The 24,258-nt window shown below is 66.9% G+C and carries 19 protein-coding genes and 1 pseudogene; 9 read left to right on the plus strand and 11 right to left on the minus strand.

Annotation, left to right across the window (positions count from 1 at the left end; genetic code table 11):
- Positions 1-247, plus strand: a pseudogene (locus AC5O77_RS05375) (IS110 family transposase); the annotation flags it as partial.
- A 100-nt stretch (positions 248-347) separates the two neighbouring features.
- Here AC5O77_RS05375 and AC5O77_RS05380 read toward each other — a convergent pair.
- The 9 genes from AC5O77_RS05380 to AC5O77_RS05420 all read right to left on the minus strand — a co-directional run bounded on the left by AC5O77_RS05380 (position 348) and on the right by AC5O77_RS05420 (position 9,320).
- Complete coding sequence (locus AC5O77_RS05380; RefSeq protein WP_049423164.1) at positions 348-959, minus strand: YbhB/YbcL family Raf kinase inhibitor-like protein; 612 nt, start codon at positions 957-959, stop codon at positions 348-350.
- A gap of 10 nt (positions 960-969) precedes the next feature.
- Positions 970-3,039 (minus strand): tetratricopeptide repeat protein, encoded by a 2,070-nt coding sequence (locus AC5O77_RS05385; RefSeq protein WP_032128722.1) that lies wholly within the window; start codon positions 3,037-3,039, stop codon positions 970-972.
- A gap of 56 nt (positions 3,040-3,095) precedes the next feature.
- On the minus strand, positions 3,096-4,085 hold the full coding sequence (locus AC5O77_RS05390) for a YheT family hydrolase (protein ID WP_050509830.1): 990 nt from the start codon (positions 4,083-4,085) through the stop codon (positions 3,096-3,098).
- A gap of 52 nt (positions 4,086-4,137) precedes the next feature.
- Positions 4,138-4,929 (minus strand): lysophospholipid acyltransferase family protein, encoded by a 792-nt coding sequence (locus AC5O77_RS05395; protein ID WP_032128720.1) that lies wholly within the window; start codon positions 4,927-4,929, stop codon positions 4,138-4,140.
- Between the two features lie 120 nt (positions 4,930-5,049).
- Positions 5,050-5,484, minus strand: a complete 435-nt coding sequence (locus AC5O77_RS05400) for a hotdog fold thioesterase (RefSeq protein ID WP_032128719.1) — start codon at positions 5,482-5,484, stop codon at positions 5,050-5,052.
- 10 nt (positions 5,485-5,494) lie between these two features.
- Complete coding sequence (locus tag AC5O77_RS05405) at positions 5,495-7,546, minus strand: phospholipase D family protein (RefSeq protein ID WP_049462234.1); 2,052 nt, start codon at positions 7,544-7,546, stop codon at positions 5,495-5,497.
- Positions 7,543-8,160 carry a YceI family protein gene (locus tag AC5O77_RS05410; protein ID WP_032128717.1) on the minus strand — a complete coding sequence of 206 codons (618 nt, stop codon included), beginning with the start codon at positions 8,158-8,160 and terminating at the stop codon, positions 7,543-7,545. The genes AC5O77_RS05405 and AC5O77_RS05410 overlap by 4 nt, the downstream gene beginning before the upstream one ends.
- 4 nt (positions 8,161-8,164) lie before the next feature.
- Positions 8,165-8,641: a SixA phosphatase family protein gene (locus AC5O77_RS05415; RefSeq protein ID WP_005407539.1), complete on the minus strand. Its 477-nt coding sequence runs from the start codon at positions 8,639-8,641 to the stop codon at positions 8,165-8,167.
- A 49-nt stretch (positions 8,642-8,690) separates the two neighbouring features.
- On the minus strand, positions 8,691-9,320 hold the full coding sequence (locus AC5O77_RS05420) for a nucleotide-binding protein (RefSeq protein ID WP_010487235.1): 630 nt from the start codon (positions 9,318-9,320) through the stop codon (positions 8,691-8,693).
- 123 nt (positions 9,321-9,443) lie between these two features.
- Between AC5O77_RS05420 and AC5O77_RS05425 the strand changes: the two genes are divergently transcribed.
- Complete coding sequence (locus tag AC5O77_RS05425) at positions 9,444-10,928, plus strand: AAA family ATPase (RefSeq protein ID WP_478057804.1); 1,485 nt, start codon at positions 9,444-9,446, stop codon at positions 10,926-10,928.
- A gap of 418 nt (positions 10,929-11,346) precedes the next feature.
- Here the strand turns inward: AC5O77_RS05425 and AC5O77_RS05430 are convergent, their stop codons facing one another.
- On the minus strand, positions 11,347-11,982 hold the full coding sequence (locus AC5O77_RS05430) for a tetratricopeptide repeat protein (RefSeq protein WP_032128715.1): 636 nt from the start codon (positions 11,980-11,982) through the stop codon (positions 11,347-11,349).
- A gap of 168 nt (positions 11,983-12,150) precedes the next feature.
- Between AC5O77_RS05430 and AC5O77_RS05435 the strand changes: the two genes are divergently transcribed.
- The 3 genes from AC5O77_RS05435 to AC5O77_RS05445 all read left to right on the plus strand — a co-directional run bounded on the left by AC5O77_RS05435 (position 12,151) and on the right by AC5O77_RS05445 (position 17,578).
- Complete coding sequence (locus tag AC5O77_RS05435) at positions 12,151-15,837, plus strand: indolepyruvate ferredoxin oxidoreductase family protein (protein WP_478057805.1); 3,687 nt, start codon at positions 12,151-12,153, stop codon at positions 15,835-15,837.
- Between the two features lie 157 nt (positions 15,838-15,994).
- Complete coding sequence (locus AC5O77_RS05440; protein WP_004134030.1) at positions 15,995-16,252, plus strand: helix-turn-helix domain-containing protein; 258 nt, start codon at positions 15,995-15,997, stop codon at positions 16,250-16,252.
- A gap of 3 nt (positions 16,253-16,255) precedes the next feature.
- Positions 16,256-17,578 carry a type II toxin-antitoxin system HipA family toxin gene (locus tag AC5O77_RS05445; protein WP_478057806.1) on the plus strand — a complete coding sequence of 441 codons (1,323 nt, stop codon included), beginning with the start codon at positions 16,256-16,258 and terminating at the stop codon, positions 17,576-17,578.
- On the opposite strand, the gene AC5O77_RS05450 is transcribed toward AC5O77_RS05445, so the two are convergent.
- Entirely contained in the window at positions 17,579-18,193 is a 615-nt protein-coding gene (locus tag AC5O77_RS05450) for a DUF938 domain-containing protein (protein WP_049462868.1), read from the minus strand.
- Positions 18,194-18,887: 694 nt separating this feature from the next.
- On the opposite strand from AC5O77_RS05450, the gene AC5O77_RS05455 reads away from it, so the two are divergent.
- From AC5O77_RS05455 to AC5O77_RS05470, 4 genes are read left to right on the plus strand one after another with little or no spacing between them, the layout of a single operon-like run.
- A complete protein-coding gene (locus AC5O77_RS05455) occupies positions 18,888-20,519 on the plus strand; it encodes a TldD/PmbA family protein (RefSeq protein ID WP_478057807.1) in 1,632 nt (543 codons plus the stop codon).
- A gap of 30 nt (positions 20,520-20,549) precedes the next feature.
- Entirely contained in the window at positions 20,550-22,184 is a 1,635-nt protein-coding gene (locus AC5O77_RS05460) for a TldD/PmbA family protein (protein ID WP_317218495.1), read from the plus strand.
- A gap of 21 nt (positions 22,185-22,205) precedes the next feature.
- Positions 22,206-23,540, plus strand: a complete 1,335-nt coding sequence (locus AC5O77_RS05465) for a TldD/PmbA family protein (RefSeq protein WP_019336350.1) — start codon at positions 22,206-22,208, stop codon at positions 23,538-23,540.
- A complete protein-coding gene (locus tag AC5O77_RS05470; RefSeq protein ID WP_317218494.1) occupies positions 23,540-24,247 on the plus strand; it encodes a DUF4159 domain-containing protein in 708 nt (235 codons plus the stop codon). Before AC5O77_RS05465 ends, AC5O77_RS05470 begins: the two co-directional genes overlap by 1 nt.
- Positions 24,248-24,258 lie beyond the last annotated feature (11 nt).

A 24,258-nucleotide genomic window follows, 5' to 3' on the forward strand; every position in this document is an offset into this window, starting at 1 on the left:
TCGGCTGTCCAAACAGGGCGCGCCAGTGCTGCGCCAGATGCTCTACATGGCCGCCATGGGGCTCAAGCGGTGTCGTCGGGGGCAACCGCTCTACGACGAGCTGTCAAAACGCGGTCACCCCAGCACCGCCGTCTTCAACATCCTGGCCAGAAAGCTGGCCAGGATCGCCTGGGGTGTCTTCAAAAGCGGCCGGGACTTCGATCCGGCCATGCTGAAGGTGGGTCAAGCCTGCTTCCAGCAGGCTTGACCGCGAACATAGGATCTCGACTGCTTTCACGGTGAGTCGAGCATGGCTCGACGCCACAGAAGCAAAGCCGGCCAGCGGCCGGCTCTCCCCATCGTGCCGCTCAGCCCAGCGCCGGGTTCAACGTGTAGGTGCCATGCAGTGCGGCTTCGGCCAGCACGTGGCCGTGCATGGCGCGATATGCGTCGGCGGCGGTGAAGCGCGCCGGAAGCTCCAGCGAGGCCACATCCAGCGCGAACACGCGGAAGAAATAGCGGTGCACGCGTTCGTCGTTGAACGGCGGATACGGGCCGTCATAGCCCAGATAATCGCCGGCCATGTCCGGGTTGCCCGCAAACCAGCCGGTGAAGTCGTTCAGGCCCTGGCGGCTGCCCGCCGGGCCAGCCGGTGCGGTCTTGCCCTTCACCACGAAGCCATCGCTGCAGCTGCCGGCGGCGATCTCCTGCACCGAGGCCGGAATATCGGCCATCACCCAGTGCACGAAGTCGCAGCGCGGCTGGTCGCGCGGCACGGTCATGTCGCTGCGGCCGACCGTTTCCGCAACGGTCGGCACATCCGGGTCCACGCACACCAGCAGGAACGAACGCGTGCCTTCCGGTGCGCCGTTCCAGGCCAGGTGCGGATTGCGGTCCGGCGCGAAGCCGGTGGCATCGCCGGCGGCGAACGCGCGGTCGATCGGCGCGCCGTTGGTCAGGCTGTGGCTGCTCAGTTGCATCGGCTTCTCCTTACTCTTCCGGGTAACCCAGGCGCACCGCAATCGGGGTGAGCTTGGCAAAGGCGGCGCTCATCACGTCGCGGTAGTTGCGCCAGTGGCCCGGCGGGAAGCGCGGTGCGCCCAGCTGTGCGGCCGGCGGCATCTGCCGCTCGAACAGGCGTCCCAGCAGCTCGGCCATCGCGTGCGGATCATTGCCGATCTGGTCGATGCGCAGCAGCACGTGCGGATACAGTTCTTCCTCATGCAGGGTGGCAACCTGCGCCAGCCCGCGCGCCAGCCATTCGCTGGCTTCAGCCAGCGAGGTCATCGCCAGCGGAGCGGCAGCGCCGTAGGCCACCCAGTCCAGCAGCATGTCGCGCGGGTCACGCAGCACGAGCACCAGTCGTCCCTGCGGCAGCTGCGGGCGCAGCGCCCACAGCAGGGCGTTGTCCCACCACAGCAGCCAGTCGATGACGGCATCGCCCTGCAGGCCACGCGCCGGCAGCTGCTCGCGCCAGCGCTGCACCAGCCGCTCCGGGGTCAGCACGCCGGAGGCGAGGTCCTGCAGCGTGTGGTAGTTCTGGAATGCATCATCCGGCGGATTGCTGGTGTAGCGGTCACTGCGCAGCACCGGGCTGGCGGCCGCCAGGCCGGTCGCAACCCGCTCCACACCCGAACCCGGCGCACCCCACAGGAAGATCGGCGCGGAGCTGGCATCACTGTCGATCTCGCCCTTCTCCGGCCAGCTCGGCGGCGCCTTGGCCTGCGGTGGAAGCGGCAGGCGCTGCGGTGCCTGGTCGGCCTGCAGCGCCATCCACGTCTGCAGCGCCTGTTCCGGCTGGCCAGCGCGGTCCTGGATTTCACCCAGCCAGGTACGCAGGTCGGCGCGATGGCCGTCCGGCGCCCTGTCGATCAGCGCCTGCACGCGCGCGATCGCGGCAACCGGATCACGCTGCAGCAGGCCTTCGACCAGGCGTGATTCGCCACTGACGCGGCCCGGTTCGAGGCTGACGATACGTTCGGCGATGGCTTCGGCCTGTTCGTGTTCGCCCACCATGTCATGCAGGCGCAGGCGTGCTTCCAGTGCCGGCAGATGACCCGGCATCGCGTCCATCCAGCGCTCCACGGTCGCCGCGGCGGTCGGGCTGCCGACTTCTTCCACGGCCAGGCGTGCCAGCCACAGGTCATGCAGCTGCGGATGCTGTTCCAGGGCCGCGTCCAGGCGCGCGCGGGCCTCGTCTTCGCGGCCCAGGCGCTGCCAGGACATCAGCAGCAGCTGCAGCACCTGGCGGTCGTCGGGGATCGATTCCAGCAACGGCAGCAGATGGTCCAGCGCCTGCAGCGGCTGGCCGCCGCGCAGCGACAGTTCACCGGCCAGGCGACGCATCGACGGCGTATCCATGCCTTCCTGCTGAAGCGCGATCTGCATCGCTTCGGCAGCCGCCTCCAGGTTGCCCTGGCGCAGCGCCAACTGCACTACCAGGCCATGCAGCGAGCTGATGGCCGGGTTCAGTTCCAGCACGCGGCGGAACGCCTGCTCGGCGAAGGCAAGCATGTCCTTGCCCAGGTAGGCGAAGCCCAGTGCGTACAGCACGCGGGTGTCGTTGGGCTGCGCCTGGTTGGCCGCCGACAGCAGCGTCAGCGCACGATCCGGGTCGTCGCGGCGCAGCGCGATCATGCCGTCGATGGTCAGCAGTTCCGGGTGGTCCGGCTCTACGCGCGAGGCCAGCGTGGACAGGCGCTGGGCTTCATCGAAGTCGTTGCGGCCGATCGCCAGGTGCGCCTGCATCAGGTAGGCGGCGAATGAGTTCGGGTCAAGCCCGGTGGTACGTGCCAGCGCTTCGTCAGCGCCCTGGTACTGGCGCAGGGCGAGCAGCAGGCCAGCGTGCTGCAGGTGCAGCTGGGCATCATCGGGGGCCAGCTGCAACGCCTGCTGCAGCGCCTCCATCGCATCCTCGGCCTTGCCCTGCTGCTGCAGCGCAAGCGCCAGCCAGCGGTGGGCTTCGGCCTGGCCGGGTTCATCACGGGTCCACGCCTGGGCCAGCTGCACGGCCTGGTCGGCCTGGTTCTGGCGCAACGCTTGGATGATCTGGTCTTGCATGGCGGTCCGGTTCAAGTGCAAACCCGCATTGTAGCGGTCCACGCACCGGTGCCGGTTCAGCCCGCCAGCACCCGCTGCAGGCGCTGCGCCACCCAGCGCTCGGAGAAGCCGTCACCCCGCCAGTTTTCCAGGAAGCCGCAGTGGCCTCCCCAGCAGGCGGTTTCCAGGTGCGCCTGGCGCGGCAGCTGCCAATCGCTGAAAGTCGCGTACGGGATCACCGGGTCGTCCTGCGCCATCAGGATGTCGGCCGGCACCTGCAGGGTGGACAGGCGGTCACCGGCAATCGAATAGCCATCGAAATAGGCCTGCAGCGAGCCGAAGGTGGTGTGCCGTTCGACCAGCCAGGCAGTCAGTGCACGGATGTCCAGCTTCAGCACGCGGTCGTCGCAGTCGCTCAGCTCGGGAAACAGATCGCGCTTGCGGCGCAGCGAGCCGGCCCATTTGCGGCGGAAGTACCAGTCGTACATCGCCGGGCCGTTTTCGATGCTCTCCATCGTCAGCCCCGGGTCCAGCACCGGGCACACCGAGGCCACCCGCAGCAGCGGCACGCCGGCAGCCGGCGCGCGCAGGGCCAGGCGCAGCACGAAGTTGCCACCCAGCGAATAGCCGGCGGCCACCAGCGGCAGCTGCGGCCAGCGCTGGGCGATGTCACCCGCGGCATGCACCACTTCATCGATCAGGTTGGAGTGGAAGATGCCGGGGTTCAGATGGTGGGTGTTGCCATGGTCGCGGAAGTTCAGCCGCACCACATCGAAACCCTGTTCGATCATGCGCGCGGCAGCCATGCGCATGTAACTGGATTCGGCACTGCCCTCCCAGCCATGCAGCAGCAGGGCCATGCCCTTCGGTTCGCGGCCTTCGACATGGCTGTGCCAGCCCTGCAGGCGCACGCCATCACCGCCGTCGAGGATCAGCTCTTCGCTGACCGCACCGGTGGCGGCCAGCAGCAGCAGGCCGCGCTGCAGGCGCATGCGGCTGGAGCTGAGCATCGACTGCAGGTGCGGATTGCGCAGCCAGCGCGGCGGCTGGTAGTCAGTCGCATGCAACGTCGGTGTACCGGCGTCCAGGACGGGTGGCGGGACCAGGGCCACCGTGCCCTCAGCCGGTGCTCATGGCCGCCACGATGCGCGCGCGCGAGGTTTCCGCGATGCGTCGACGGCCTTCCAGGTCCTGGGTACCGATCGGCTCCAGGAAATGCACTTCGGTATGCCGCGCCGGCTCACCCAGCAGGCGCAGGAAATTGGCGGCGAAACTCTCGCCCGGGCCGAATGCCACGATGGTCTGTGCGTCACCCTTGAACCCATAGACCAGCGCCACAGGCTGCACCGGAACACCGGTTTCGACCGCGGCCTGGAAGATGCGGGCATGGAACGGCCCCACTTCATGGCCACCGCGGGTGCGCCCTTCCGGGAACACGCCTACTGCCTTGCCGGCACGCAGGCGATCGGCCATCACCTGCATCACGCCACCGAGCGATTCGGTGTTGCCGCGCTGGTGGAAGATGGTCTGCCCGCGCGCGGCGAGCCAACCGACCAGCGGCCAGCTTGCGATTTCGCGCTTGGCGACGAAGCCCATCATGCGCTGGCTGTGCAGGATGGAGATGTCGACCCAGCTGACGTGGTTGGCGACGAACAGCACGGCACCGGGCAAGGGCTGGCCCACCCGTGACAGGCGGAAGCCGAAGATCCACATCAGGCCGCCCTGCCACCAGTTCACCACCTTCGCCCCGAAGGTATCCTCGCCCACGCGCAGCTCGCCCCACGGCGGGAGCATGCCGATCAGGATCAGCGGCAGGAACACGGTGATGTGGACCAACAGCAGCGGTACGCGGTACAGGTAACGGCACACACGCGCCACGCCGCCACGGGGGGCCGGAGTGGGGGAAGTCATCCGCGCACGATACCGGAGCGCCGCAGCAGCTGCCAGCCGATTTAGGCCATAACCGCCATTGACCGGGGCAATCGGCGGGGAACGCTGGGTTCTGCCGCCGTCAACACGCCCGCCGGGGGCTCAACCGTGGCCGGCGGCCACCACCGCCAGGGTCAGCCGAGAGATGCACACCAGCCGGCCCTGCTCGTCTTCGATGCGGATCTCCCACAGCTGGGTGCTGCGGCCGACGTGCAGCGCGCGGGCGGTCCCGGTGACCGTGCCCGAGCGCACGGCGCGCACGTGGTTGGCGTTGATTTCCAGGCCCACGCAGATCTGCTTGCCGGTATCCACGCACAGGTTGCCGGCGCTGCTGCCCAGGGTCTCGGCCAGCACCACCGAGGCACCGCCGTGCAGGATGCCGTACGGCTGCCGGGTGCGCTCGTCCACCGGCATGGTGGCCTGCAGCCAGTCTTCGCCCGCAGCGCTGAAGACGATGCCGAGGGATTCGATCGCCGTGTTGCGGCTGAGCGCGTTGAGCTGCTCGATGGAAACGGCTTCGCGGAATACCTGGGTCATGCGGGCACCTTCAGAGGATGGGAACGAGGCCGGCGCCGAATGCAGTCAGCATGCGTACCAGCAGCCACTTCGGGCCGACGTTGACTTCGGGGAAGTCGCCGACGGCGACGTAGCAGTTGTGGAACGCCGGGTCCTGCCGTGGCAGCGGCTGCGGGCAGTCCGGACCGGGCTTGAACTCGTAGTCGGTGGCGTAGCGCCACGGCCAGAAGTCGAGGATCGGCAGCGCTTCGGAGGCTTTGCCGACGCTGTAGTTCAGGCCCGACAGCACTGGCGGCTTGGCCCGCGGCGCCACTGTCCACGAGTTCTGCGGATGGGTATCGCGCAGGATGCTCTCGGCCAGCTGCTCGGCAAACACCGGATCGTCGATGATCACCGCGCCTTCGGTGTTGTAGTTCTCGCTGCGCGGATCGAAGTTGTGGGTGCCGACCACGCCGATGCGGCGATCGACCACCAGCGACTTGGCGTGCAGGCCCATGCGGGCGCCCTTGCGGGTGACCGGCAACGGCTTGTTGACCGCCTTGCTGCCCAGGAACGACGGACGCGTCTCGGTGCGCAGCAGGCGCGTTTCCACCTCGCTGCCGGCGGCGCGGCGACGTTCGCGCGCGTTCTGGTAGGCACTGCCGGTACGCGGATGATGCACCGCCACCTGCTTGCGGGGCGCGGCCAGATCCCCGTCGCTGCCACCACCGGCATTGCTGCCAGCGGCGCTGCCGCCGATCAGCGGATTGCGCCCGCCGTCGTCGTCGCCTCCGGGCGCGGCGATCGGGTCGGGCAGCAGGTTGCGGTAGTCGACCGGTGCATCCAGCGGGAACGGCTTGTATTCGAAGATGTTGAAGCCCAGTTCGCGCATGTTGCGCCGCTTGTACTTGTACGACAGCGCATACACGATCGGGTTGTCGGTGGCCGCCAGGCTGTTGCTGGACACCACCACGCGCGGCGGCTGCGGGCGCTTGCGCAGCTCGCGGAACAGCTTCTGCGCCGGCTTGGACAGCACCAGGTACGGCGTCTGCAGGATCACTTCCTTCTGCGCGCCGGCGATCAGTGCATCCAGCTGCGGCTCGGTCACGTGCTGGCCGGCCAGCGGGGCATCGGCCTTCTCGCGGCGGTGCTTGCGCGGCAGGTCGGCGACGTAGCGCACCGAGGCCACCGGCAGCGCGGTATCCACGAAGGAACGGGTGACGAACTCCATGTCATTGGCTTCAGCGCTGACCCGCTGCACCCGCTCCGGGCGGCGGAACGTGGCGGGCGGCAGCACCGGCACGCCTTCGCGCAGCAGGGTGCGGCCCACGTCATTCAGGCGCTCGGCCGGCACGCTGCGCTTGGCGCGCCAGAACGCATCGAAGTTGGCCGCCATCGCCCGCGCTTCCGGGCCGGCGATCATGACGTCGCGATCGCGGAAGTTGTACTCGCGATCCCAGTCGTAATAGTCGTCCTGGTAGTTGCGGCCGCCGACCACGCCGATCGCATCGTCGATCACCAGCAGCTTGTTGTGCATGCGCTGGTTGAAGCGACGGAAGCAGCACAGCACGCTGCCGGCGTAATCGAAGTAGTTCAGCCGGGCCTTGCCGAAGGTCGGGTTGTAGACCCTCAGCTGGAAATTCTGGTGGGCACCGGACAATGCGCCGAGGATCTGCAGGTCGGAGATCGCCGAGAGCTGGTCGATCAGCACCCGCACCTTCACCCCGCGCCGCGACGCGGCCAGCAGTTCGTCGATGACCAGCCGCGCGCTGTCGTCCTTGTCGAAGATGTAGGTCTGCAGGTCGATGCTGCGGGTGGCACTGCGCAGCAGGTTCAGGCGCGCCACCAGGGCGCCCTCCCCCTCGTCCAGCAGGGTGGCGTAGTGGCGCGGCTGCTCCGGGGTGGATTCGGTGAACGCCCGGCCGGCCAACGCCCGCAGCGGCGAATCCTGTGCGCAGCGGTCGGCGCGCTGGCAGTCGACCTGGATCGAGCGCGCCTGCACGGCGATCGCTTCGGCGCGGTCGCGCTCGGCATTGGACAGCGATGCACAACCGCTGCCCAGCAACACGGTTGCCAGCGCCAGTACACGCAGCAGGAGGTTCACGGTTTCGGCGCCTCGCTCAGGCGCGCTCGCAATACGAAGGTCACTCGGTCACTCAAGGCAAGCTGCCAGCTGTCCATTCCATACCGGCCTCGCTGCACGGTACCGCGGCTGACGACGTCGCAATCATAGCCGGGTCGGGCGCAATCCGCCTTCTCGACCTTCAGTGTCTCGGGGTGGCTGATCCCGCGCAGGGTCAGCCGCCCGTTGATGTCGCCCCCGTCTTCCACGGTCTCCGGCCAGTACGGCAGCGAGTCGAACTCGACCACCGGGTGGCGGCCTGCGTCGAAGAACTCCTCGCCGCGCATCCAGCCGGTGTAGCGCGCCTTGCCGGGGATCTCGACCGAGCGCGTGAACATCTTCAGGTGCACCTGGTGGCGGCCGTCGGAGAGGATCTCGATGCGACCCTCGAAGTGCGGGAACAGGCCTTCGATGCGCTGCCCGAAGCGGGTGCGCACCTCGAAACCGATCTGCGAGCGCTGGGTATCCAGGTGCAGGACCCGGTGCGCTTCAGCGACCACCGGCGGCAAGGGCGTTGGCGGTGGCGCGGCAGCCCAGGCCGCGCCGGAAGCCAGCAGCACGGGCAGCAGAAAGCGGCTGCGCCGCGCCAGGCTCATTGGATCACGGCCACCAGAACGCGTTCAGGCTGGCCACGCCCGGCTCGATCGAGGCCTCGCGCGGGAAGCCGAGCACGGCAATGCCGGCCGGCGGCATGCCGCGATAGTCGCTGCTGGTGCCTTCCGTCATCAACGCCACCAGGCGCTCCAGGCCGGGGTTGTGGCCGACGATCAGCACCCGGTCGAGGTCACGGCGGTCGTCCACCAGCGCCGCCAGGGTGCCGGGGGTGGCCTCGTAGATGCGGTCTTCCAGGCGCTTCTCGACATAGCCGATGGTGCCGAGCACGGCTTCCAGGGTCTCCCGGGTGCGCCGCGCCGGTGAGCACAGCACGCAGTCCGGCAGCAGGTTGTTCTCCTTCAGCCACTTGCCGGCGGCTTCGGCTTCGGCGAGCCCCACCGGCGACAACGGCCGGTCGAGGTCGGCCTGGCCGGGGGTAGCCGGTTCGGCATGGGCATGGCGCAGCAGGATCAGTTCACGCATCGCGGGTTTCCATGAAGAAGAGGATGCAGCAGAAAGAGTGACGCAGGCATCAAAGCTTCAGCCAGGACAACAGCGGCTCCCAGTCGGCCTGGTGCTCGCGCACCTGGGCCGAGCGGTAGTCGAACAGGCTGCGGCCCAGGCCGGTCATGACCACATAGCTCTGGCTGTCGCGCAGCTGCGCGACCACCGGGTACGGCCATTCACCCAGCATCTGCAGCGCCTGCTGCGAGGTCTGGGTCCATGGTTTGGTACGGTTGAGCACCAGCCCCACCGGCAGCTTGCGGCTGTGCACGCGCGGGTTCTGGGCCAGGCTGTTGAGGAAGCCGACGATCGCTTCGATGTCCAGCGCCGAGGGCAGCACCGGTACCACCACCGCGTCGGCAGCGTCGAGGAAATGGGGAATATCGTCAGCCAGGGCACCGGCCGGCGCATCGATGATGACGGTGTCGGTGCCGTCGGGCAGCTTCTGCGCCCACTGCTTCTTCCGGTACACGTCGATGGGGAGCACCGCGCTTTCCAGCCCGGCACGGCGTTGTGCCCAGCGGGTGCTGGAACCCTGCGGGTCGGCATCGGCAATCACCGTGGCCTTGCCCTGCAATGCCGCGTACGCGGCCAGGTGGGTGGCGACGGTGGTCTTGCCCACCCCGCCCTTGGAACCGGCCACCAGGATCGTCTTCATGCCAGCCTCGCTTCCGGGTACGTGCCCCGAGCGTACACCGGTGATGGTGACGGTAGGTAGCGTCGTGCTGAACCAGCGGCCATCGCCTTTGCTATCGTGGCGCCCCCGAAGGATCGAACCGGCATGAGCGAACTGCAGGATCTGAGCGCGTTGATCCGCGCCAATACCCCACTGATCGTCATCGAGACCCAGGACGAGGGTCGCATCGTCGAGCTGTTCCGGCAGACGCTGATGCACGTCTGGCGGGCCCTGCACCGCTGGTCGATCACCGAGGGCCTGCGCCGCATCGATCTGGACAGCGAGGACCCGGCGGTCGGGCCGCCCGATGCCAGCGCGGCCCTGCAGATGATCCGCCAGGCCGACCAGCGCGGGGTCTACCTGCTGCTCGATTTCCACCCCTACCTGGGCTATGCCAGCCACCAGCGCGCACTGCGCGACCTGATCCAGCGCCGCCACAGCGAGCCGCACGTGCTGGTGCTGATCGGCGCCAAGGTCGAGCTGCCGGCCGAGCTGGAAGCGCTGGCGGTGCGCTTCAACCCGCGCCTGCCCGATGCCAACGCCCTGTTGAAGATGCTGCGCGAGGAGGCCGACGCCTATGCACGCGAGCATGGCGGTCGGCGGGTTGAAGTCGACAGCGAAGCGGTCAAGAAGATCCTGAAGAACCTGCAGGGCCTGAGCCTGGTCGATGCCCGGCGCATCGCGCGCCAGCTGATCTACGCCGACGGCGCACTGCGCGACGACGACCTGCCGCAGCTGGCGCGTCTGAAGTTCGAGCTGCTCAACCGCAGCGGCCACCTGTTCTTCGAACATGACAGCGCGCGCTTCGGCGACGTGGCCGGAGCGAACCGGCTCAAGCGCTGGATCAACCAGCGCCGGGTCGCCTTCATCGCCGGCTCGGCGCCGGCCGGGCTGGACCCGCCGCGCGGCATGCTGTTGCTGGGCGTGCAGGGCTGCGGCAAGTCGATGCTGGCCAAGGCCACCGCCGCCGGCTTCGGCGTGCCCCTGCTGCGCCTGGACGTGGGCGCGCTGTACAACAAGTACCACGGCGAGACCGAAGCCAACCTGCGCCAGGCACTGGCCTCGGCCGAACAACTCGCGCCCTGCGTGCTGTGGATGGACGAGATCGAGAAGGGCCTGGCCAGCGGAGGCGAGGACGGCGGCGTGTCACGCCGCGTGCTCGGTTACCTGCTGACCTGGATGGCCGAACGCAAAGCGCCGGTGTTCATCGTCGCCACCGCCAACCAGGTGCACGAGCTGCCCGCCGAGCTGCTGCGCAAGGGCCGCTTCGACGAGATCTTCTTCGTCGATCTGCCCTCGCCCGACGTGCGCGTGGAACTGCTGCGGCTGCACCTGGGCCGGCGCCAGCTCAACGCCGACGACTTCGCGCTGCCCGCGCTGGCGGCGGCCGCCAGTGGTTTTTCCGGCGCCGAGATCGAGCAGGCGATCGTGGCTGGCCTGTATGCGGCGCATGCCGAGGGCCGGCCGCTGGACACCGAGCTGCTGATGACCGAGATCCGCGCCACCCGACCGCTGTCGGTGCTGATGGCAGAGCGGGTAGAAGCACTGCGTGCGTGGGCGTCGGGACGGACGGTTTCCGCGGACGACTGAGGGGTTTCCAGCGAACGGCGCAGCCCCTCGTGGCGGCTGGTTGACTGTGAACATCAAAAGCCGCGCTTGGCCGGCCGCTCTTTGCTGAGCCGAGCCCACACTCGGCTGCATTTCGATCAGATATCGAATAGTCGATTCCGATACAGATTCATCCACGCATGGCGTGGATCTACCGTGTCGACCAAGGTCGACACCTACCAACAGCTGCCGGAATCTGTCGAAGGCGGGGCACTGTGGGTTTGCGGGGTGTGAGCCGCATGGATGCGGCGACCAAGCCCCCATGGACGGGTTTACGGCGGCCCCGCAAACCCACAGTGCCCCGCCATCCCGCAGGAAGCCCGCTGTTGCTTCGGCTGTTGCTGTTGCTTCAGCTGTTGCCTCTGCGGGTGCCGGGTGCAACCCGGCCGAACCCCTTCCCTCAGGGCCAGGCAGGCGGTGCGGCCGCCCAGGCCTGCTGCACCTCGGCCAGCGACGCGCGCTCATCCTCACGCCACTGCGGCAGCAGCTGCCCATAGTTGGCCGTGGTACTCCACTGCGTCGGCTCGGTGCGTACCGCAGCCGCATACCACTGCACCGCCTCCTGCTTCTGCCCCATCCGCCACAATGCCAACGCATAGGTCGGTGGCACCCAGGTGGGCTTCGTACGGGCGTTGCTGGCCGATACCAGCCACTGTTCCAGCGCCGCCTCCGGCTTGCCCTGGCGCAGCAGGTCCCAACCGTAGTTCCAGCGCACGCTGCGGCCACTGCTGCTCTGTGCCGGCGCCTCTTTCATCGCCTCGCCATACAGCTGCTCGGCCAGCTCGCCCCGGCCCTGCGCACCGGCCACCGATGCCAGCTGCACCGTCGCTTCCACCGCGCGGCGGCCGCGCTCACGCAGCTTGACCAGCTGGGCCACCAGCTCATCGCCCTCGCCCTGCACCGCCACCATCGGCGTGGCCGCCAGATCGTTGTCGAAGTAGAACTCCTGTGGTGCCGGCACGGCCGGCGCGGCCCACGCAGTGGCCACTCCCGAGGCCAGCAGCACGCTGGCCAGGATCTTTCCTGGAACTGACATCCCTTCTCCCCAGGCCGCAACTGCAGCCTCCCTCTCTCTCCCCGATCCTAACCCCAGCACCGCCGCGGGCGCGAGTGCCGGGGCCTCGCGGCCCCGCTGCTACAATTCGCGCCTTTCCCGTCGCGTGCCTGCACGCGGCCGGTGCCAGCCGATCCTACCGGGCCAGCCATGACCAGTACCGCGCAACTCACTTCGCCCTCGTCCGCCGACCTGCTCGACCGTGATTACACGCTCGACCACAAGTACACCCGCAGCGAGGGGCGGATCTACCTGAGTGGCGTGCAGGCGCTGGTGCGGCTGCCGCTGATGCAGCGGCTGCGCGACGCCGCCGAAGGCATCGACAGCGCCGGCTTTGTCAGCGGCTACCGTGGCAGCCCGCTGGGTGGCTTCGACCTGGAGCTGTGGCGCGCGCGCAAGCACCTTGAAGCAGCCAAGGTGAAGTTCACCCCGGGCCTGAACGAGGACCTGGGCGCCACCATGGTGTGGGGCACGCAGCAGACCAACCTGTTCCCCGGCGCCAACGTGCAGGGCGTGTTCGGCATGTGGTACGGCAAGGGCCCGGGTGTGGACCGTTGCGGCGACGTGTTCAAGCACGCCAATGCAGCCGGCACCTCGCGTTATGGTGGCGTGCTGGCACTGGCGGCCGACGACCATGCCTGCCGCAGCTCGACCCTGCCGCACGGCAGCGAAGACGAGTTCGTCAGCGCGATGATGCCGGTGCTGAACCCGGCCGGCGTGCAGGACATCCTCGACATGGGCCTGCTCGGCTGGGCAATGAGCCGTTACACCGGGCGCTGGGTCGGCTTCAAGACCATCGCCGAGACGGTGGAATCCTCGGCCTCGGTGGAGGTCGATCCGATGGCGCGCCGCATCGTGCTGCCGGAAGATTTCGAGATGCCGTCGGCTGGCCTCAACATCCGCTGGCCGGACCCGCCGCTGGACCAGGAGATGCGCCTGCACCGCTATGCGGTGAAGGCTGCACAAGCGTTCGCCCGTGCCAACGGCATCGACAAGGTGGTGATGGATGCCCCACGCGCGCGGCTGGGCATCGTCACCACCGGCAAGAGCTACCTGGACGTGCTGCAGGCGCTGGAATACCTGGGCCTGGATGAAGTCGCGTGCGCCGACATCGGCATCCGCGTGTACAAGGTCGGCATGACCTGGCCGCTGGAACCGCAGGGCATCGCGCGCTTCGCGCAGGGCCTGGAAGACATCATCGTGGTGGAGGAGAAGCGTGCCTTCATCGAGCGCCAGATGAAGGAACAGTTCTTCAACTGGCCGGCCAGCTGGGGCCAGCGCCCGTCCATCGTCGGCAAGTACGATGAAAGCGGCGAATGGATCCTGCCGTCCACCGGTGAGCTGACGCCGGCCACCATCGCCGGCGTGATCGGTCGCCGCATCCAGAAGTTCTTCAACAACGAATCGATCGAGCAGCGCCTGCAGTGGATGCAGGAGAAGGAAGCCGAGCTTGCGTTGCCGCGCGCCAGCTTCCCGCGCGTACCGCACTACTGCTCGGGCTGCCCGCACAACACCTCCACCCAGGTGCCGGAAGGCTCGCGGGCGCTGGCCGGCATCGGTTGCCACTACATGGTGACCTGGATGGACCGCAGCACCGACACCTTCACTCACATGGGCGGCGAAGGCGTGACCTGGGCCGGGCAGGCGCCGTTCACCGACACCCCGCACGTATTCCAGAATCTGGGCGACGGCACCTATTTCCACAGCGGCTCGCTGGCGATCCGCCAGGCGGTCGCCGCCGGCGTCAACATCACCTACAAGATCCTCTACAACGACGCGGTGGCGATGACCGGCGGCCAGCCGGTGGACGGCCCGCTGAGCGTGCCCGACATCGCAAAGCAGATGCGCGCCGAAGGCATCCACACCATCGTGGTGCTGTCGGACAACATCGGCAAGTGGACCGGCCAGCGCGAGCACTTCCCCAGCGACGTCGAGTTCCACGACCGCAGCGAGCTGGATGAGGTGCAGAAGCGCCTGCGCGAGGTGAAGGGTGTTTCGATCCTGATCTACGAACAGACCTGCGCCACCGAGAAGCGCCGCCGCCGCAAGCGCGGCAAGCTGGAAGATCCGCAGAAGCGCGTGCTGATCAATTCGCTGGTCTGCGAAGGCTGTGGCGACTGCGGCAAGAAGAGCTTCTGCGTGTCGGTGCTGCCGAAGGAAACCGAGTTCGGGCGCAAGCGCGAGATCGATCAGTCCAACTGCAACAAGGACTATTCCTGCGTGAACGGTTTCTGCCCGAGCTTCGTCACCGTGCACGGTGGCCAGCCGCGCAAGGGCAGCAAGCGCGATGCTTCCACCCTGCTGGACAACCTGCCGGCACCGGCCATCCGCGGCACCCTCGAACAGCCCTGGAACATCCTGATCACCGGCGTCGGCGGTACCGGCGTGGTGACCATCGGCGCGCTGCTGGGCATGGCCGGCCACCTGGAAGGCAAGGGTGCGACCGTGCTCGACCAGACCGGCCTGGCACAGAAGGGCGGCGCGGTGACCACGCATATCCGCATTGCCCGTCGCCCTGAAGACATCCACGCCGTGCGCATCGCCGCCGGCGAAGCCGACCTGGTGGTGGGCTGCGACATGGTGGTGGTCAACGACTACTGGGCCCTGTCGAAGGTGCGTGCCGGCCGTTCGCAGGTGGTGCTGAACACCTACGAAGCGATGCCCGGTACCTTCACCACCCGCCCGGACATGCAGTTCCCCGCCGCCGACATCGTGGCCGGTGTGCGCGTGGCGCTGGGTGGCGAGGAACCGCTGCTGCTGGATGCCACCCAGCTGGCCACCGCGCTGCTCGGCGATGCGATCGCCGCCAACCTGTTCATCCTCGGCTATGCGTGGCAGCAGGGCCTGGTACCGCTGTCGTTCGAGTCGCTGATGCGCGCCATCGAACTCAACGGCGCGGCCGTAGCGATGAACCAGCAGGCCTTCGCCTGGGGCCGCCTGGCCGTGGTCGATCCGCAGGCCGTGCAGCAGGCTGCTGGCCTGGTGCGCAACCGCCACACCGATACCGAAACCACCCCGGGGCCGCTGCATCCGCTGCCGCCGGGTGAGTGGGAAGGCAACGAATGGGGTGCCACCGCGGCACCGCGCAATACCGGCGACGAGCGCGAACTGCGTGGCCTGCCCTCGCACGGTGGCGACGTGGCGTTCCTGCCGCTGGACGACGCCCGCCTGTCGCGCTCGCTGGACGAAATGATCGAGCGCCGCGCGGCCTTCCTGGTCGAGTACCAGGACGACGCCTACGCCAACCGCTATCGCAGCCTGGTCGAGCGCGTGCGCGCCGCCGAAGCCGACCGCATCGGCGGTTCCACTGCATTGACCGAGACCGTGGCCCGCTACCTGTTCAAGCTGATGGCCTACAAGGACGAGTACGAAGTGGCCCGCCTGTACACCAGCGGTGACTTCCAGCGCCGCCTGCAGCAGCAGTTCGAGGGCGATTACCAGCTGCGCTTCCACCTGGCACCGCCGCTGTTCGCCAAGAAGGACGAGCAGGGCCGGTTGCTGAAGAAGGAATATGGCCCTTGGATGTTCAAGGCCTTCGGCCTGCTGGCCAAGCTGAAGTTCCTGCGTGGCGGCCGACTTGATGTGTTCGGCCGCACCGAGGAACGCCGCATGGAGCGCAAGCTGATCGGTGACTACGAGGCCACCGTGCAGCTGCTGCTGGACGGCCTGGAAGACGGCCGCCTGGCACTGGCGGTGGAAATCGCCAGCGTGCCCGAGCACATCCGCGGCTTCGGCCACGTCAAGGAAGCGCATTTCGAGCAGGCCAAGGCGCGCGAAGCCGCCCTGCTGGCGCAGTGGCGAAACCCGAAGGCGCTGCATATCGTGCAGGTGGCTTGAGCGCCGCTGACGGCGCAAAAGCAACCTATTGATTGCATACTGAGATAGCAATCGATAGGTTGCCTCCAGCGAAGGAAAGAGATAGGTTGCTTGTCGTAATGCAACCTATCCCTTGCGTACACGCTCGCGTACGGTCACTTTCTCGGGGACTGCCGATATGGACAGGCCGCTGCACACGGTGAGGACACCTCAACAACTGGCACCGCTGATGCGTGCGTTCAGGCGCCAGGCGGGCCTGAGCCAGGCGCAGTTGGCGGCACAGCTCGGCATAAGCCGCCAGGCAGTAGGCGCATTGGAGCGCGACCCGGCATCGGCAAGCTTCGAACGGCTGATGCGGGTCTGGGCAGTGCTGGGTCTGGAAGTCAGATTGCAGCAGCGAAGTCCCCCGGAGACAACGTCAACGTTGGAGTGGTGAGCCATGGGTACGCTGCGGGTCTGGATGAATGGTGTCGAGGTCGCGCTCTGGGATGATGTCCGGAGCGGCTCTTCCCGGCTTTCGTACGTCGACTCGTGGATCAGCTCCGCCCAGTCCCGGCCGATGTCACTCTCACTGCCCCTGCTCCCGGAGGGCGAGAGCCATCGGGGTAATGTCGTCAACAACTACTTCGACAACCTTCTTCCCGACAACGGTGTCATCCGCAACCGGATCCGCGACAGGTTCTCCACGCGCAGCAGCGACACATTCGATCTTCTCGAAGCCATTGGCCGGGATTGCGTCGGCGCAGCGCAACTGCTGCCGCTTTCGCATACACCGGGGGACATCCAGCAGATTACGTGCGAAGCGTTGGACGAATCAGGCGTCGCTGCGATCCTGCGTCAGGTGACGACAGGGAACCTGCCTGGCGCACCCACCAGTGATGATGCGTTCCGCATATCCATCGCCGGTGCGCAGGAGAAGACGGGACTTCTGCTGCATGCTGGCCAGTGGTGCATTCCTACCGGCAGTACCCCATCCACCCATATCTTCAAGCTGCCGCTTGGCATTGTGGGCAACATGCGGGCGGACATGCACCAATCCGTCGAGAACGAATGGCTTTGCATGCAACTGCTTTCCGCCTTTGGAATCCCCGTTGCGAATACGCAGATGGGACGCTTCAAGGACGAACGCGCGCTTATTGTGGAGCGATTCGACCGCCGCCTTTCTGCGGATCGCCGGTGGTGGCTGCGGCTGCCGCAGGAAGACATGTGCCAGGTCTTCGGTCTGCCCGCTGCCAGGAAGTATGAATCCGATGGCGGCCCAGGCATCGTGACCATCATGGATCTGCTTCGACAATCCGAGCATTTCGAGGATCGGGCGACCTTCTTCAAGACGCAGATTCTTTTCTGGATGTTGGCTGCAACCGATGGACATGCCAAGAACTTCAGTGTTTACCTCGAAGCCGGTGGACGCTTCCGCCTGACACCCGTCTACGACGTATTGTCGGTGCATCCCATCCTGGGTAGGGGGCCAAACCAGCTCGACCCGCGGAATGCACAGCTCGCCATGTCCGTCCAGGGCAAGAATCGCCACCGGAAGCTGCACCTTGTGCGACGACGCCATTGGAACGAAACCGCACGCGCCTGTGGTGTCGCTGATGGTGCGGAGCCGTGGATCGAAGCGCTGATCGCAGCCGTCGAACCCGCCATCGAGCAGGTCACGCGTCAGCTCCCAAGTGATTTCCCCGTAAACGTGTCCGAACCCATTTTCAACGGGCTGCGCGCTGCGGCGGCACGCCTTTCCAGCATGTCGCCGGACGCCTGATCACCCCAGCCGCCACAGCAGCAACCGGTTGTTGGCCGGCATCGCCACATCACCCAGGCGGGTGAAGCCGTTGTCCGCCGCCAGCGCCTGCACCGCTTCCACATCGCGGATGCCGCTGCGTGGATCACGCGCCTTCAGCCAGGCATCGAACTGCGCGTTGCTGTCGCTGGTGTAGCGACCGCCGTAGTTGAACGGGCCGTACACCGCCAGCAGCGCACCATGCCGCAGCACCGACGGCAGCGCGGCGAACAGCGCCTGCACATGCTCCCAGCCCATGATGTGCAACGTGTTGGCACTGAATGCGGCATCGAACGTGCTGCCCTCGGGCAACGACAGGCCCGGCGCCGGGGGTAGTTCCACCTGCAGTGCCACCGGCGGCAGCAGATTGAGCAGCGCCGCCTCCGCGCGCCAGGCCTCGATGCCGGGCAGATGGTCCGGATGATCGCTGGGCTGCCAGCGCAGCCAGGGCCAGCGCTCGGCGAAGAACGCCGCGTGCTGGCCGGTGCCACTGCCGATCTCCAGCAGCCGATGGCGGTCGCCCATCCACGGGTCGAGTGCGGTGGCGATGGGTTCGCGGTTGCGCTCGCAGGCTTCTGAATACGGCTTGCTCGACATCAGGGACGGTGTCCAGGCGGGGTCGGCCCCATTGTGCACGAGGGGGTGTCTGCAGGGCTTGCAGCCCTGCACCCGCAGGAGCCGGAGCAACAGCAACAGCCAAAGCAACTGCAACAGCGGGCTTCCTGGGGGATGGCGGGGTGGGTCCGGTTGCGGGGGACGCCGTGAATCCATCCATGGAGGCTCGGTCGCGCCATCCATGGCGCTCACGCCCCCGCAACCGGACCCACCCCGCCTTCGACAGTTTTCTGCGGTCTGTCGGAACGGCTCTTGGGGTCAGATCCGTTTTCCGCAGGAGAACGGCTCTGACCCCGGATACATTTCGATATCTGACAGACGTGTCGACCAAGGTCGACACCTACCAACAGCCGAGTGAACCTGTCGAAGGTGGGGCGGTGTCGGATTGCGGGGTGTCAGCCGCATGAATGCGGCTGCCAAGCCTACAGGGACGTACTTGCGGCGTCCCCGCAGTCCGACACCGCCCCGCCAACCCACGGAATGCCGCTCTGGCTTTGGCCGTTGCCGTTGCCGTTGCCGTTGCATTGAGCAGGTGCAGGGCTGCAAGCCCTGCCGAAACCCACCCAACCATGACTGCAGTCACTTGCCCGGACGCGCCGCGCTGGCGAAAGTCGAGGAGTTGACGTGATCGGTCCGGCCCGTTGCCAACCGCACGCAAGCGAGAGAGAGAAACGCTGTGCAACGACGTGAGTTCCTGGCTTTTTCCGGTCTGGGCCTGGCGGGCCTGCTGCTGCCGCATTCCCGTGCCATCGCCGCCGAGCAGCTGCTCGCCCCGGTCGATACCGCCCAGCGCAGACGCCTGGCGGACGTTGCGCTCGCCGCCGCACGCACCGCCAAGGCCAGCTACTGCGACGTGCGCATCGGCCGCTATCTCAACCAGTCGGTCATCACCCGCGAGCACCAGGTCGGCAATGTGACCAACCGCGAATCGTCCGGTGTCGGCGTGCGGGTGATCGTCAACGGCGCCTGGGGCTTTGCCGCTACCCACCAGCAGACCGAGGCTGCCGTGCGCGCGGCGGTCGAGCAGGCCGCAGCGATCGCCCGCGCCAACGCCGGCATCCAGACCCGGCCGGTGCAGCTGGCACCGACGCCGTCGGTGGGCGAGGTGCGCTGGCAGACCCCAGTGCGCAGGAACGCGATGGCGGTGCCGATCCAGGACAAGGTCGAGCTGTTGCTGGCACTCAACGCCGCCGCGCTGAACGCGGGCGCCGACTACATCAATTCCACCCTGTTCCTGGTCAATGAACAGAAGTACTTCGCCTCCAGCGACGGCTCGTTCATCGACCAGGACATCCATCGCATCTGGCTGCCGTTCACTGCCACCGCCATCGACAAGGCCAGCGGCAGGTTCCGCACTCGTGCCGGCCTGTCCTCGCCGATGGGCATGGGCTACGAGTTCCTTGATGGCGATGCGCGCGGCAAGGTGCAGCTGCCCGGTGGCATCACCGCCTACCGCGATTCCTACGACCCGGTCGAGGACGCCATCGCCGCCGCCCGCCACGCGCGCGAGAAGCTGAAGGCGCCATCGGTGAAGCCGGGCAAGTACGACCTGGTGCTGGACCCGTCCAACCTGTTCCTGACCATCCACGAGAACGTCGGCCACCCGCTGGAGCTTGACCGCGTGCTCGGCTACGAAGCCAACTACGCCGGCACCAGCTTCGCCACGCTGGACAAGCGCGATGCAGGCTTCCGCTGGGGCAGTGACATCGTCTCCTTCTTCGCCGACAAGACCCAGCCGGGCAGCCTTGGCGCGGTCGGCTACGACGACGAAGGCGTGAAGACCCAGCGCTGGGATCTGGTGCGCGACGGCATCCTGGTCGACTACCAGGCCACGCGAGATGAGGCCCATATCCTCGGCCGCAATGCCTCGCACGGCTGCAGCTATGCCGACTCCTGGTCCAGCGTGCAGTTCCAGCGCATGGCCAACGTCTCGCTGGCGCCGGGCAGGAAGCCGCTCAGCGTCGAGGACATGATCAAGGACGTGGAGAACGGCATCTACATCCACGGCCGCGGTTCGTACTCGATCGATCAGCAGCGCTACAACGCGCAGTTCGGCGGCCAGCTGTACTACCAGATCAAGGACGGAAAGATCACCGGCATGGTCGAGGATGCGGCCTACCAGATCCGTACGCCGGAATTCTGGAATGCCTGCGCCGCGATCTGCGACGAGCGCGATTTCCGCCTCGGCGGTTCGTTCTTCGACGGCAAGGGCCAGCCCGGCCAGGTCTCGGCGGTCTCGCACGGTTCGTCCACCACCCGCTTCAACGGCATCAACATCATCAACACCGCGCGCAGTCTCGGCGCTTGAGCCACCCATCGTTCGACATGGAGAGCAGCCTTGCAAAGACGTGACTTCCTTGCCCTGACCGGGCTTACCGCGGGCGGGCTGATCGTGCCCTCCTTCTTCGGCAAGGTGATCGCCGCCGAACAGCTGCAGTCCAGCCTCGACCCGGCGTTGAAGAAGCGCCTGGCCGACGCCGCGCTGCAGGCTGCGCGCAGCGCCGGCGCCACCTACTGCGACGTGCGCATCGGCCGCTACCTGCGGCAGTTCGTGATCACCCGCGAGGACAAGGTGCAGAACGTGGTGAACACCGAGTCCACCGGCGTGGGCATCCGCGTGATCGTCAACGGTGCCTGGGGCTTCGCCGCCACCAATGCGCTGGGTACGGCCGATGTAGCCAAGGCCGCGCAGCAGGCCGCAGCAATCGCCAAGGCCAATGCCGGCGTGCAGACCGCACCGGTACAGCTGGCCAAGGCGCCGGGCGTGGGTGAGGTGAGCTGGCGCACGCCTATCCGCAAGAATGCGATGGAAGTGCCGATCAAGGACAAGGTCGGCCTGCTGCTGGACGTCAACGCTGCGGCGATGGGCGCCGGCGCCAGCTTCGTCAATTCGATGCTGTTCCTGGTCAACGAGCAGAAGTACTTCGCCTCCACCGATGGTTCCTATATCGACCAGGACGTGCACCGCATCTGGGCACCGATGACGATCACCGCCATCGACAAGTCCAGCGGCAAGTTCCGTACCCGCGAAGGCCTGTCCTCGCCGATGGGCCTGGGCTACGAGTATCTGGACGGCGCGGCTGCCGGCAAGGTGGTCAGCCCGAATGGCGTGGTCAACTACAGCTCTTCCTACAACATGAAGGAAGATGCCATCGCCGCCGCCAAGCAGGCGCAGGAAAAGCTGAAGGCCCCGTCGGTGAAGCCGGGCAAGTACGATCTGGTGCTCGACCCGTCGCACACCTGGCTGACCATCCATGAGTCGATCGGCCACCCGCTGGAGCTGGACCGCGTGCTCGGCTACGAAGCCAACTACGCCGGCACCAGCTTCGCCACCCTGGACAAGCGCGAACAGCATTTCCAGTACGGCAGCGAGCTGGTCAACATCTTCGCCGACAAGACCCAGCCGGGCAGCCTCGGTGCGGTGGCGTACGACGATGAAGGCGTGAAGTGCAAGCGCTGGGACCTGATCAGCAACGGCAAGCTGGTGGATTACCAGACCATCCGCGACCAGGCCCACATCCTCGGCAAGACCGAGTCCGACGGCTGCTGCTATGCAGACTCGTGGTCCAGCGTGCAGTTCCAGCGCATGGCCAACGTGTCGATGGCACCGGGCAAGAAGCCGCTGAGCGTGCCCGACCTGATCAAGGACGTGGAGAACGGCATCTACATCATCGGTGACGGTTCGTTCTCGATCGACCAGCAGCGCTACAACGCGCAGTTCGGCGGCCAGCTGTTCTACGAGATCAAGAACGGCCAGATCACCCGCATGCTGGAAGACGTGGCCTACCAGATCCGCACGCCGGAGTTCTGGAATGCCTGCACCGCCGTCGCCGACGAGCGCGACTACCGCCTGGGCGGTTCGTTCTTCGACGGCAAGGGCCAGCCGGGCCAGGTCTCGGCGGTCTCGCACGGTTCGTCCACCGCGCGCTTCAACGGCATCAACGTCATCAACACCGCACGCAGCCTCGGCTGATCGGTCAGGAGCCCTTACACCATGAGTATCTTCACCGAAGCCCAGGCCAAGGCCATCCTCGACAAGGTCATCGCCCTGTCCAAGGCCGACGAATGCACCGCCGTGCTGGCCGGCGCGATCAGCGGCAACATCCGTTTCGCGCTGAACAATGTCTCCACCAGCGGCATCGTCGACAACACCGAGCTGGCGGTCACCGTTGCCTTCGGCAAGCGCGTCGGTACCGCATCGATCAACGAGTTCGACGATGCCGCGCTGGAGCGCGTGGTACGCCGCGCCGAAGACCTGGCGCGCCTGGCGCCGGAGAACCCGGAGTTCATGCCGGCCATCGGCAAGCAGAGCTATCGCGCCAGCCCGACCTTCAGCGAATCCACTGCAGCGATCGATCCTGCCTTCCGCGCCAAGGTCGCCGCCGATTCGATCGCCCCGTGCCGTGGCCACGGCCTGATCGCCGCCGGCTTCCTCGAGGACGGCCAGGGCTTCCAGGCCACCGCCAACAGCAACGGCAACTTCGCCTACCAGCGCACCACCAACTTCGATTACACCTGCACCGTGCGTACCGAAGATGGCCGCGGTTCGGGCTGGGTCGGCCGCAACCTGAAGGATGCCGCCGACTTCAAGGCCGACCAGGACATCCGCATCGCCATGCGCAAGGCCACCGAATCGGCCGAAGCCAAGGCGCTGGAGCCGGGCAAGTACACGGTGATCCTGGAACCGGCCGCGGCCGCGGGCCTGATCAGCTTCATGATGAACTTCTTCAGCGCACGCTCGGCCGATGAAGGCCGCAGCTTCCTGTCGAAGAAGGGCGGTGGCAACAAACTGGGCGAGCAGGTCTACGACCCGCGCGTGACCATGATTGCCGATCCGTGGCATCCGGACGCACCGGTGCTGCCGTGGGACGGCGAAGGCATGCCACGCGAGCGCATGGCCATCATCGAGAACGGCAAGATCGCCAACCTGGACTACTCGCGCTTCTGGGCGCAGAAGCAGGGCAAGACCGCCAAGGCAACGCCGGGCAACCTGCTGATGAGCGGTGGCGACAAGAGCACCGCCGAGCTGGTGCGCGGCACCCAGAAGGGCATCCTGGTCACCCGTACCTGGTACATCCGCATGGTCGATCCGCAGACCGTGCTGCTGACCGGCCTGACCCGCGACGGCACCTTCTACATCGAGAACGGCCAGATCAAGCACCCGGTGAAGAACTTCCGCTTCAACGAATCGCCAGTGATCATGCTCAACAACATCGAAGAGCTGGGCAAGCCGGTGCGCGTGGCCGGTGATGAATCCAGCTACGTGATGATGATCCCGCCGATGAAGCTGCGCGATTTCACCTTCACCTCGCTGTCCGACGCGGTCTGATGGATCGCCGGGCCTGCCTGCGCTGGTTGGCCGCTGCCGCTTCGGCGGCGGTGCTGCCGGCCTTGGCGCAGTCAGGCCCGCGCAGTTCGCGCTACGACTTCTGGTTCACCCGCCTGCAGTACGACTCCGGCGACTGGGACGTGGACGCGCGCATGCCGTCCAACCTGATCACCTCGCTGATTGACTACACCTCGCTGCGCGTGGATCCGCAGGAGCACGTGGTGGCGCTGGCCGACCCACGCATGCTGGAAGCGCCGTTCTGCTACCTGGCCGGGCACACGCTGGTGGAGTTCAACGCCGCCGAGCGGCAGAACTTCGTGCGCTATGTGCGCAATGGCGGCTTCGTCTTCGTCGACGACTGCAACCACGATATCGACGGCCTGTTCGCCACCTCGTTCGAGGCGCAGATGGGTCGCCTGTTTGGTCCCAAGGCACTGCAGAAGCTGCCCAACAGCCACCCGCTGTACCGCAGCTTCTTCCGCTTCCCCGATGGCCCGCCCGCCACCAGCTTCGAACTCAACGGCTGGGGCGATGACCTGGTACACGACTACCTGAAAGGCATCGAGGTCGACGGCCGCCTGGGCCTGCTCTACAGCAACAAGGACTACGGCTGCGAGTGGGACTACGACTGGCGCAACAAGCGCTTCCTGGCCGAAGACAACACCCGCTTCGGCGTCAACATCGTGATGTACGCGTTGAACAATTGATAGGACCTGCA

It is taken from the genome of Stenotrophomonas sp. INTA L402-1 (assembly GCF_059295135.1).

Coding starts and splice junctions, on each gene's coding strand:
- AC5O77_RS05415 (WP_005407539.1), bottom strand. CDS start 8,641: ATGCGTGAACTGATCCTGCTGCGCCATGCCCATGCCGAACCGGCTACC.
- AC5O77_RS05465 (WP_019336350.1), top strand. CDS start 22,206: ATGAGTATCTTCACCGAAGCCCAGGCCAAGGCCATCCTCGACAAGGTC.
- AC5O77_RS05400 (WP_032128719.1), bottom strand. CDS start 5,484: ATGACCCAGGTATTCCGCGAAGCCGTTTCCATCGAGCAGCTCAACGCG.
- AC5O77_RS05470 (WP_317218494.1), top strand. CDS start 23,540: ATGGATCGCCGGGCCTGCCTGCGCTGGTTGGCCGCTGCCGCTTCGGCG.
- AC5O77_RS05440 (WP_004134030.1), top strand. CDS start 15,995: ATGGACAGGCCGCTGCACACGGTGAGGACACCTCAACAACTGGCACCG.
- AC5O77_RS05430 (WP_032128715.1), bottom strand. CDS start 11,982: ATGTCAGTTCCAGGAAAGATCCTGGCCAGCGTGCTGCTGGCCTCGGGA.
- AC5O77_RS05380 (WP_049423164.1), bottom strand. CDS start 959: ATGCAACTGAGCAGCCACAGCCTGACCAACGGCGCGCCGATCGACCGC.
- AC5O77_RS05445 (WP_478057806.1), top strand. CDS start 16,256: ATGGGTACGCTGCGGGTCTGGATGAATGGTGTCGAGGTCGCGCTCTGG.
- AC5O77_RS05395 (WP_032128720.1), bottom strand. CDS start 4,929: ATGACTTCCCCCACTCCGGCCCCCCGTGGCGGCGTGGCGCGTGTGTGC.
- AC5O77_RS05435 (WP_478057805.1), top strand. CDS start 12,151: ATGACCAGTACCGCGCAACTCACTTCGCCCTCGTCCGCCGACCTGCTC.
- AC5O77_RS05450 (WP_049462868.1), bottom strand. CDS start 18,193: ATGTCGAGCAAGCCGTATTCAGAAGCCTGCGAGCGCAACCGCGAACCC.
- AC5O77_RS05420 (WP_010487235.1), bottom strand. CDS start 9,320: ATGAAGACGATCCTGGTGGCCGGTTCCAAGGGCGGGGTGGGCAAGACC.
- AC5O77_RS05410 (WP_032128717.1), bottom strand. CDS start 8,160: ATGAGCCTGGCGCGGCGCAGCCGCTTTCTGCTGCCCGTGCTGCTGGCT.
- AC5O77_RS05425 (WP_478057804.1), top strand. CDS start 9,444: ATGAGCGAACTGCAGGATCTGAGCGCGTTGATCCGCGCCAATACCCCA.
- AC5O77_RS05385 (WP_032128722.1), bottom strand. CDS start 3,039: ATGCAAGACCAGATCATCCAAGCGTTGCGCCAGAACCAGGCCGACCAG.